Source organism: Streptomyces sp. E2N166, from assembly GCF_003671715.1.
Taxonomy (GTDB): Bacteria; Actinomycetota; Actinomycetes; order Streptomycetales; family Streptomycetaceae; genus Streptomyces; species Streptomyces thinghirensis.
The window spans coordinates 885,065-895,121 of sequence record NZ_RAIF01000032.1 but is presented as its reverse complement, the minus strand read 5'-3'; the positions used below and the strand labels follow the sequence as shown (position 1 = coordinate 895,121).

Here is a 10,057-nt window from a genome sequence, read left to right as displayed (position 1 = left end):
GCTGTCGCCGCTGACGTCACCGGGGCGGCGGGCTATCACGATCAGTACGGAGGTCTCGTCGAGCCGTTCGGCGAGCGCGGCGAGCCAGCGCAGGGTCTCCTGGTCGGCCCAGTGGGCGTCGTCGATCAGCAGGACCAGCGGCCACTCCCGGCGGGCCAGCCGGCGTACGGCGGCGACCAGGCCGTCGCACACGCCCTGCGGGTCGGCCTGCCGCTCGCCCGGGTCCGCTATGCCGAGGGCGGGGCCCGCGATCTCGTACCAGTCGCCGAGGTACTCGCGCGCCTCCTCCGGAAGCATGGACACGAGCGCGGGCTGGAGCAGTTGGCGTACGACGTTGAAGGGGACGGACCTGAGTGTCTCGCCGCCGCGCGCGGACCAGACGGTGCAGCCCCGCGCCTCGGCGAGGCGGCGGGTCTCGGCGAGCAGCGCGGTCTTGCCCAGTCCGGCCTCGCCCCGCGCCTCCAGCAGAATCCCGGAGGACGAGCGGTCCGCACACAGGGTGTCGACCGCCCCCGTGATGGTGGCGACTTCCTCGTCGCGCTCCCAAAGGGCGGCCGAGTCGGCGGCCGTTCGCCCTACCTCCGTCATCCCGCTACCTCCCCGAGTCGCCCGAATGACGTACAGACCTTGAGCCTAACCGCCCGATCGCGCAAGTGCCGGGGTGTCGGGGCAGCAGTTGCCGTGATGGGTGACATGCGGTAAAGCGCGGACGACGCGCCGGCCCCGTCATCAGCCAAGGCGCCGTTCGGCGACCGTCAACCCGTCGCGAGCGGCGACGGGGCGGCGGGCGGTTCCGGCATGCCGTACCCGGGCCTCTCATCCCGCTTTCACCGACGCCTCTTACGGTGGGCACATGACGCAGGAGACTCCTCCCGGGTGGTACCCGGACCCCGGACAGAAGAATGACGGTCCCGCCACCGAGCGCTGGTGGGACGGCAAGGCGTGGACGGACCAGGTCCGTTCCACGGGTCCGGCCGCCGCGTGGGCGCCTCCTACGCAGCCGCCGGCGCACGACACCGCGCCCGGCCCGTATCCCGTGCACCCGGGCTATCCGGGACTTCCCGTGCAGGCGCCGTCCGCGCGGCGGCGCCGACTGCGTACCGGCATAGCCGTCGCGGCCGCCGTGGCCGTGCTGGCCGGCATCGGGGCCGGCGTGTACGTGCTGGCCGACGGGGGTTCGGGCGGCGACAGCGCGGGACCCTCGCAGCAGGACCGGCGCGGACCCGGCGGCCGGGACGACCCCTTCGGCGACTCGGGCGGCGGCGAGGGCGGCGAGTCGCCCTCGCCCGGCTCCCCGGACGGGTCCGAACCGCCCACGATCGACAGCGGGTCGGTGACGGATCCGGTCAGCGGGATCAGCCTGCCCATTCCGGACGGCTGGTCCGGGCAGCAGTTGCAGGTCGGCGCGACGGTGACGTCGGACGACAGCTACAAGTGCCCCGGCGACACCTCCAAGACCTGCACCAAGGGCGGCGCCTACTCGGCTCCCGCGGTGGTGCTGGGCACCAAGGGCGGCACCGCGGAGGAGGTCGCCAAGGCCGACATCGAGGCCAACGCCGAGGAGTCCTACGGCGGCGAGTCCTACGGCGCGATCACCTCGCACGAGGAGCTGGCGTCCAAGGCGGTCACGGTCGCCGGGCAGAAGGGCTACCTGGTCCGCTGGAAGGCGGTCACCAGCAAGGGCGCCGACGGCTACGTCGAGTCGCTCGCCTTCCCCTCCCCCGCCGACCCCGAGCGCATCGTCGTCGTCCGCTTCGGCGTCGACGTCGGGGAGAAGCAGGCGGTGATCGACGAGATCACCAGGGGTATCGAGGTGGACTCCAGCGGCGGGGGCGGCAACGGCCAGGACGTCTGACCGGCCCCGGACAGCGGTCGGCCGGGTGGGGCGCCCTTCCGCTCAGAAGGCGTCCCACCCGGCCGGGGGTGCGCGCCGCCCCCGTCCCCACGGTGCGGCGCGGGCAGGCCACCGTCCAGTCATCCCGTGGACGGCGACCTGAGTCTCAGGGAAGGCCGAGCGCGGGCAGCACGACGGCCTCCACGAACCCGACGAGGTACTCCGCGTCGGCCTGCTCGCCCTCGACGACGGGCCGCATCCGCAGCATGCCGAACAGCTGGGCCGGCACGTACTCGAGCGCCGGGTGGCCGACGGGGACCTCGCCCCGTGCGACGCCGCGCGCGAGGATGTCCCGGAGCGCGGCGATCTCCGGCTCGACGAGCGCCTCGCGCAGCGCGCCCTTGAGTTCCGGGTCCTCCATGACCGCGTGGCCGAGCGCCTGGAGCAGTCCCGTGTCCTTGCCCGCTCCCTCTCCCGCGGCCCGGGCCGCCTGGCGCAGGTCCTCGGCGAGCGACCCGGTGTCGATGTCGGTGAAGCGCACCCGGCGGTTGGAGCGCAGTGCGGCGGCCACGAACTGGGGCTTGGTCTTCCACTGCCGGTAGAGCGTGGACTTGCTGCACCGGGTGCTGGCCGCGATGCCGTCCATGGTCACGGCGTCATAGCCGCAGGACCGGATCTGTTCGAGCACGGCGTCGAAGAACTCCTGCTCACGCTCGGGAGTGATCTTGGAGCGGCGCGAGGCGCCGGCCGGTTCCGGTCGGTCCGCGGCCTGCGACGTCATCGGCGGTGCTCCTCACGGTTCCGGGTGGCGGCAGGGCCCCTTGAGGGGCCCGTACTCCAGTGTGTCGTATGTCTATCGATACGTCAGTGTACCGGTACACCAGCGTATCGGTACACTGGCGTATCGGAACGGGGTCGTATCGATGAGAACCGTCACACGACCCGTACCTGTGAGCCACGCACTCGTGAGCCACATACCTGTGAGCCACACGCACCACCGTCAGTGAAGGGGCCGGGGGATGAATGCCCGCAGCGAGCCTGCACCAGCGCGGCCGGACCAACCCGCGCGCCCGGTCGCACGCCCACCGCTCGTCCGTGAGCTGCTGCTCGTGGCAGGGCTCTTCCTCGCGTACAAGTTCGGCCGGCAGCTCGCGACGGGCCACACCGCCGAGGCCTTCCGCAACGCCCACCACGTCTGGGACTGGGAGCGCGCGCTGCGACTGCCCGACGAGGGCACGGTGCAGTCCCTGCTCCTGCAGGACGACACCCTGATACACGCGGCGAACACCTACTACGCGACCGTCCACTTCCCGGCCACCGCGGCCTTCCTGGTCTGGCTCTATCTGCGGCGGCCGGGGCACTACGTCCGGGCCCGCCGGGTGCTGGCCTCGGTGACCGGCGCCGCGCTCGCGCTGCACCTCCTCTTCCCGCTCGCCCCGCCGCGCATGCTGGCCGCCACCGGTCTGATCGACACGGCCCGGGTCTACGGCCCCTCCGTTTACGGCCCGCCGAGCACCGATCAGTTGTCGAACCAGTTCGCGGCGATGCCCTCGCTGCACTTCGGCTGGGCCCTGATGGTGGCGGTCGGGCTGATCGCCGCGACGCGGTCGCGCCTTCGGTGGCTGTGGCTGCTGCATCCGCTGCTCACGCTGCTGGTGATCGTGGGCACCGCGAACCACTACTGGCTCGACGTGATCGTGGCGGCTGCCATGCTCGCCGTCCCCCTCGCGGTGGTCCGCCGGCCGCACCGGCCGCGGCGCACCGTGACACACCGCCGGTCCGAGCTCCGGCGCCGGACCGCCGAGCAGCGTGACCTGGTGGGGGCGGGCCGATGAGCGCCGCCCTGATCGCCGTCCTGCTGTCTCTGGTCTCGGCCTGCGCCTACGCCGCCGCGGCCGTCGCCCAGGAACGGCTGGCCGCCCGCAGCGCCGGTACGGGCGCGCTGCGGATGCTGGCCCGTGGGGCCTGGTGGTGGTCGGTCGCGCTCAACGCCTCGGCCGCGCTGCTGCACGTCGTGGCCCTCAAGTACGGGCCCCTCACCGTGGTCCAGCCACTCGGCGCGCTCACCCTGGTCGCGGCGGTGCCCCTGGGAGCGCGGGTGGCGGGCCGGCGGGTGAGTGCGGTCGAGTGGCGGGGCATCGGACTGGCGCTGCTCGGGCTCGGCGCGCTGCTGCTCACCGCGTCCGGACCCGCGCCCGACGACGTGCTGAGCGTGCCCGAGGCGCTGGCGGTCTCCGGCGCGACGGCGGCGCTGATCGGCATGCTGTCCCGGCCCGGCACCCGGCCGGGGCTGCGGCACGCGACGGCGTCCGGCATCGCCTCCGGGGTCGCCTCGGCGCTCACCCAGACCGTCACGGTCGCCGTCACGGACCGCTCGGGCTCGCTGCTCAGCACCCAGGTGATCGGCGTGGCGGTGCTGGTGGCGGCCTTCGCGGCGGGCGGTCTGCTGCTGTCGCAGACGGCGTACCGGGGAGGTCTGGGCGCCCCGCTGGCGGTGGTGACGCTGGCCAATCCGGTGGCCGCCGCGGTGATCGGGCTGTCCCTGCTCGGTGAGCGGCTGCGGGGCGGCGCGGGCGGCGTGCTGCTCGCACTGGCCGGTGCGGGACTGGCCGCCTGGGGCGTGGTCCAGCTGAGCCGGGCGACGCCCGGGCGTTCCGACGAGGCCGGGGCGACCGCCGCCGCGCCGACGACGCCGTCGGCACAACCGGCGCCGACGGGCCTGGAAGCGGCGGGCCCGGGAGCGCCGGCCACGGAAGCGACGGCGCTGGGAGCAGTGGCCCCTGAAGCGCTGACTCCGGAAGCAGTGAGCCCGGAACCAGTGGGCCCGAGGCAGGTGGGGCCCGTGCTGGTGCCCCGGCAGCCGGGGCCGGGGCACCTCACACGGCTGTAGGCCCGTCCGGCCGCGCCGTCAGTCCGTGATCATCGCCGGGTCGCTCACCCCCGGCCGCCCGTTCTCCACGTGTCCGGCGAGGCGCCGCAGGAACGCCGGGTCGGCCTCGGAGGTGACCGTCACGTCGTACCAGCGGCGGCTGCGCGCGAGGTCGACCGTGTGGTGCACGGTGGCGCCGGGGCGGACGGTGACGGTCCTGCCGCGGCCGCCGTAGGCGTTCTCGACCCGGAGCCGGACGGTGCCGGACCCGGTGTTGGTGAGGGTCAGCCGGACGTCGTCGCCGGTGTGCCGGGCGGTGACCTCGGGCCCGGCGGTCCTGTTGGGGCCCCGGAAGGCGCGCAGGAAGCCGTTGGGTCCGTGCACGGTCAGGTCGTAGGAGCCGTCCGAGTACGCCGAGTTCCAGGTGTCCGCGATGGTCTTGCCGGCCTCGGTGGTGTAGGTCCAGGGGCCGTCGGTGCGGTTGCCGGAGGTGACGAGGAAGGCGGCACCGGCCTCGGCGCCGGAGGCGAAGGCCAGCGTGAGCTTGCCGGCCGCCGCGTCCACGGCGCCGTCCACGTACGGGGCGTACCGCAGCGGGCGGGCGGGGCGCAGGCCGCGTTCCTGCCGGGGCATGTCCGGGTCGGCCGGCGGCGTCGGGCGGTAGTCCGGGTGGCGTTCGCGGTCGGGCGGCTCGTAGGCGTCGGTGTCCGGCAGCTCGGCCGGGCGGCTGTCCTTGCGGGAGAAGTCGAAGGCGGCGGTCAGGTCGCCGCAGATCGCGCGCCGCCACGGCGAGATGCCCGGCTCGCGCACGCCGAAGCGGCGCTCCATGAACCGGATGACGGAGGTGTGGTCGAAGGTCTCGGAGCAGACGAAGCCGCCCTTGCTCCAGGGTGAGACGACCAGCATCGGCACGCGCGGGCCGAGCCCGTAGAAGCCCTCGCGGTGGGTCCTGCTCCCCTCGAAGACGTCCAGGGAGACGTCCACCGTGGACCGGCCCTGCGCGGCGGACTTCGGCGGCAGCGGCGGCACCAGGTGGTCGAAGAAGCCGTCGTTTTCGTCGTACGTGATGAACAGCGCGGTCTTCGCCCACACCGCCGGGTTGGAGGTGAGCGCGTCCAGAACCTGGGAGATGTACCAGGCACCGTAGTTGGACGGCCAGTTGGAGTGCTCGGAGAAGGCCTCCGGGGCGGCTATCCAGGAGACCTTCGGCAGCCGCCCGGCCTTGACGTCGGCGCGGAGCCGGTCGAAGTACCCGTCGCCGCTCTTCACGTCGGTACCGGTGCGGGCCTTGTCGTACAGGGGATCGCCGGGCTCGGCGCCGCGGTACTTGTTGAAGTACAGCAGGGAGTTGTCGCCGTAGTTGCCGCGGTAGGCGTCGTCGATCCAGCCCCAGTGGCCGGCCGCGTCCAGGCCGTCGCCGATGTCCTGGTAGACCTTCCAGGAGATCCCGGCTTCCTCCAGCCGCTCCGGGTACGTCGTCCAGTCGTAGCCGAGTTCGTCGTTGCCGAGGACCGGGCCGCCGCCCGTGCCGTCGTTGCCCGTGTGACCCGACCACATGTAGTAGCGGTTGGGGTCGGTGGAGCCGATGAAGGAGCAGTGGTAGGCGTCGCAGACGGTGAAGGTGTCGGCGAGCGCGTAGTGGAAGGGGATGTCCTCACGGGTCAGGTACGCCATGGTGGTGGTGCCCTTGGCGGGCAGCCAGCGGTCGTACTTGCCGTTGTGGTAGGCGTCCTGGCCGTCCGACCAGCCGTGCGGCAGCCCCTCCAGGAACTGCATGCCGAGATCGTCGGCCTCGGGGTGGAAGGGCAGCACCTCGGTGCCGTCGCTCTTGGTCTGGTGCCAGACCGACTTGCCGCCGTCCAGGGAGACCGGGTGCGGGTCGCCGAAGCCGCGCACGCCGCGCAGCCTGCCGAAGTAGTGGTCGAACGAACGGTTCTCCTGCATCAGGACGACGATGTGCTCGACGTCCTCGATGGAACCCGAGCGGTGATTCGCCGGGAGCGCGGCGGCCCGCTCGATGCTCGCCGAGAGCGCGCTGAACGCCGTGGTGGCGCCCGCGAGCTGGAGGAATCGGCGCCGGTTCACTTCGGCCATGGGGTGTAAGAGCCTCTCGCCTTGGGGGGACTCACCCGGCCGGACGGTGCCGGATGATGACGGAATGCGCGCGAAAGGAGTGTTCCAGGAGCAGCAAACGTCAGGGAAGGGTCCGGTGGCGCTGGTGTGAAAGTCACGGGTACGTGGGGTGTGCCGGGCCCGCCACTCGGGGATGGTCGCGATCATGACAAGCATGCGCACGGAAACACCCCCGACCCGACGGCCCGTACGCCAGCTCCTCGCCGCCTCGGTGGGCAACGCCGTGGAGTGGTACGACTGGTACGCCTACACGTTCCTGGCCACCTACATCGCCGGCCAGGTCTTCCCCGAGAGCGCGGACAACTCGCTGGTGCCGCTGCTGTCGACGTTCGCGGTGTTCGCGGTGGGCTTCTTCATGCGGCCGGTCGGCGGACTGCTGATGGGCGCGATCGCCGACCGGCGCGGGCGGCGCGCCGCGCTGACGGTCACCATCCTGTTGATGGGCGGCAGCAGCCTGCTGGTCGGCCTGACCCCGACGTACGCGGCGGCCGGTGTGCTCGCCCCGGTGGTCCTGGTCGTGGCCCGGCTGCTCCAAGGGCTTTCGGTGGGGGGCGAGTTCGCGGCGTCGACGACCTTCCTGGTGGAGTCGGCGGGGCCCGGCCGACGCGGCCTCTTCTCCAGCTTCCAGTACGTGTCGACGACGGCGGGGCAGCTCGTGGCGTCCGGCGTCGCGGCCCTGCTCGTGAACACGTTGAGCGAGGAGCGGATGAACGGCTGGGGGTGGCGGGTGCCGTTCGTCCTCGGCGCCGTCCTCAGCCTGGTCGGCTTCTGGATCCGGCAGGGTGCCCAGGAGACCCGCAGCGCCGAGCAGCAGAAGGCCCCGCGCCCCGGCCTGTTCGAGGCGCTGCGCCGCCATCCGCGCGAGTCCTTGCTGATCTGCGGCATCACGGCGGGCGGCACCATCGCCTACTACACCTGGACGTCGTACCTGCCGACCTACGCCGAGCTCAACACCGGGCTGGACAAGGCGGACGCGCTGCTCGCGGGCACCATCTCGCTCGCCTTCTTCGCGCTCCTCCAGCCACTCGGCGGGCTGCTCTCCGACCGCTTCGGGCGCCGTCCGCTGCTGCTGTTCTTCGGCGTGGGGTTCGCCCTGCTGAGCGTGCCCCTGCTGCACTCCCTGCGCGACTCGTTCGCCGTGCTGCTGCTCGTGCAGTGCGCGGGCATGATCCTGCTGACCGGTTTCACCTCGATCAGCGCCGCCGTCAACGCCGAGATCTTCCCGCCCCGGGTGCGGGCGGCCGGCATCGGCTTCCCCTACTCGCTGACGGTCGCCCTGTTCGGCGGCACGGCGCCGTACGTGGGCACGCTGTTCAAGGATCTGGGCCACGCCGGGCTCTTCCCCTGGTACGTCGCCGCGCTGTGCCTGCTGTCCTCGCTGGTGTACCTGCGGCTGCCGGAGACGGCGCACAAGGAGCTGGAGCGCTGACACCCTGCGCGGGCCGGGCTCATCCGCGCCAGGTGCGGCGGGCGAGGGCGGCTTCCGTACCGTCGAGATGGACGGCCGTGGCGAGCCACTGGGCCGTGTAGTGGTCCACAGGTCGTCTCCGTCCGGCCCGGACGATTCCGCGCCGCGGTCGGCTCCGGCCGGCCATTGAGGAGCGGTGAGGCGGAGGTCGCAGCAGATCACTTCCGCGCCTTTGTCCGTGCCCAGCGGACCGCCGCCAGTTCCGGGGAGAAGTCGGCGAGGGGGTACGAACGCAGCCGCCCGTCCTCGTACGCACCGGTCAGTGCCACCGGTGCGGCGGTGCTCGGATCCGAGACATACGACAGCCACGGCTGGAGGTCGGCGGGCAGCTCCACGCAGACGACCTCGGCCGCCGCGGCGTCCAGCAGCCGGGGTACGGCGACGGCGAGCGCGGGACCGTGGTGCCGTACCCCGATCAGGTACGGCCGGGTGCGGGCTGCCGGCGCGGCCACCTGAGCGGCCGCCTCCTGTCTTGCGGTCATACGGTCACGGTCCAGGTGAGTGGTTCGGCGGGGACGGCCGTACGCGGCGACCGTCCCCCCCGGCGGCGGAACTCAGCGGCGGCGCTTGCGCGGTCGCGGCACCTCCGGTTCCTCCAGGCGCGGCCCGTCCCCGTCCTGGACCCGCTGCCAGGCCTCGCGGTACAGACCGGCGACGGGCCGGGTGGGCACCACGACGCCCAGCACCGGGCTCTCGCCGTCGAGCAGGTCGTACATCGGCAGTTTCCACCGCTCCAGCGGCAGGTGCGGATTGGTGGGCTGGGTCCAGCCGCCGGGCAGGAACAGCGAACGTCCGGCCTTGGAGCGGTTGCCTTCGACCACGAGGTCGGTGGCCGCGAGTTCGGCGCGGGCGGCGCGGAGCCGGGCCGTGCCACCGCGCCGCCTGCCCCAGCCGGTCCAGCGCGCGGTGTTGCGGTCGGTGGGGTCCGGCATGGCGAGCAGCATCAGGTAGAGGGCGGCGGCGTCCTCGCCGATGCCGTGCCGCTCGGCGACCTCGCCGACCAGGTCGGGCACGGACCGGGCGGGGTCCTGCGGCCACCACAGGCCGTCCTCGTCGCGCCGGCCCGCCACCGGGTTCCCGGGGTCGGCGAGCAGCTCGGCGAAGGGCCGGTCGTGGACCATGCTCAGTGCCCTCTCCTGGGCGTTCGGTCGTTCCCCCGTGAACAGCGCCGACAGGTGGGGGTCGTTGCCGGCCGCGTCCAGCAGCGCGGGCCGGATGGCGGGGACGGGCCTGGGCCCTTCGTTGCCCAGCACGACCGCGCCGTAGCGCACGAAGTCCTCGCCGGTCTCCGTGGGATCTCCGGCGGCCCGCCGGAACGCCTCCCAGTCGGTGCGCCGGTCGAGGGCGATCAGCAGGCCGGGGTGGGCCAGCCGGTCGCGCAGCGCGCTTAGTACGACGGGCAGGGTGGCGCGGACCGGGTCGCCGGACGGGAGCCGGTGGGCGAGCCACGCGGCCAGGGCCACGGAGCCCTTGAGGACGTCGTTGTCGAAGCCGGGCGTCCGCTCGGCGGATTCGAGATAGTAGCTGCCGAACTTCCAGGTCAGGTCCTGTGTCAGGCGGGGCTCGGTGGTCATGTCGACGAAGCCGTGCAGTGCTGCGGGCGGCGCCCATCCCGGGGAGACCACACTACGGGCCGCTTCGTGGAGCACGTCCTCGGAGACGGGCGTGCGCCGGCCCAGCCGCTCGTTCCAGACCTCGGCCGCGCGGGCGGCGTCGGGGCCGTCGGTCCACAGCCGTGCCGGCTCGGCGGGGA

General features: G+C 73.1%; 7 protein-coding genes and 2 pseudogenes. 4 read left to right on the top strand and 5 right to left on the bottom strand.

What is annotated here, in order from left to right; all coding sequences use genetic code 11:
* A partial coding sequence (locus tag EBH09_RS30950; protein ID WP_153182748.1) for an ATP-binding protein occupies positions 1–588 on the bottom strand: 588 nt, incomplete at its 3' end.
* A 265-nt stretch (positions 589–853) separates the two neighbouring features.
* Between EBH09_RS30950 and EBH09_RS30945 the strand changes: the two genes are divergently transcribed.
* Positions 854–1,855, top strand: coding sequence for a DUF2510 domain-containing protein (locus tag EBH09_RS30945; RefSeq protein ID WP_121750172.1), 1,002 nt, complete (start codon positions 854–856; stop codon positions 1,853–1,855).
* Positions 1,856–2,000: 145 nt separating this feature from the next.
* Here EBH09_RS30945 and EBH09_RS30940 read toward each other — a convergent pair whose 3' ends face one another.
* Complete coding sequence (locus EBH09_RS30940; RefSeq protein ID WP_121750171.1) at positions 2,001–2,615, bottom strand: TetR/AcrR family transcriptional regulator; 615 nt, start codon at positions 2,613–2,615, stop codon at positions 2,001–2,003.
* A 238-nt stretch (positions 2,616–2,853) separates the two neighbouring features.
* Between EBH09_RS30940 and EBH09_RS30935 the strand changes: the two genes are divergently transcribed.
* Both EBH09_RS30935 and EBH09_RS30930 read left to right on the top strand, forming a co-directional pair.
* The gene (locus tag EBH09_RS30935) at positions 2,854–3,669 is read left to right on the top strand and encodes a phosphatase PAP2 family protein (RefSeq protein WP_121750170.1); all 816 of its coding nucleotides are present in this window, start codon (positions 2,854–2,856) and stop codon (positions 3,667–3,669) included.
* Positions 3,666–4,724: a hypothetical protein gene (locus EBH09_RS30930; RefSeq protein ID WP_121750169.1), complete on the top strand. Its 1,059-nt coding sequence runs from the start codon at positions 3,666–3,668 to the stop codon at positions 4,722–4,724. Before EBH09_RS30935 ends, EBH09_RS30930 begins: the two co-directional genes overlap by 4 nt.
* An 18-nt stretch (positions 4,725–4,742) precedes the next feature.
* On the opposite strand, the gene EBH09_RS30925 is transcribed toward EBH09_RS30930, so the two are convergent.
* A complete protein-coding gene (locus EBH09_RS30925) occupies positions 4,743–6,797 on the bottom strand; it encodes a phospholipase C, phosphocholine-specific (RefSeq protein ID WP_121750168.1) in 2,055 nt (684 codons plus the stop codon).
* Between the two features lie 172 nt (positions 6,798–6,969).
* Between EBH09_RS30925 and EBH09_RS30920 the strand changes: the two genes are divergently transcribed.
* A complete protein-coding gene (locus EBH09_RS30920; RefSeq protein ID WP_121750167.1) occupies positions 6,970–8,265 on the top strand; it encodes an MFS transporter in 1,296 nt (431 codons plus the stop codon).
* A gap of 177 nt (positions 8,266–8,442) precedes the next feature.
* Here EBH09_RS30920 and EBH09_RS30915 read toward each other — a convergent pair.
* Both EBH09_RS30915 and EBH09_RS30910 read right to left on the bottom strand, forming a co-directional pair.
* Positions 8,443–8,786 (bottom strand): annotated as a pseudogene (locus EBH09_RS30915) (DUF5682 family protein); the annotation flags it as partial.
* Between the two features lie 72 nt (positions 8,787–8,858).
* Positions 8,859–10,057, bottom strand: a pseudogene (locus EBH09_RS30910) (DNA-binding protein); the annotation flags it as partial.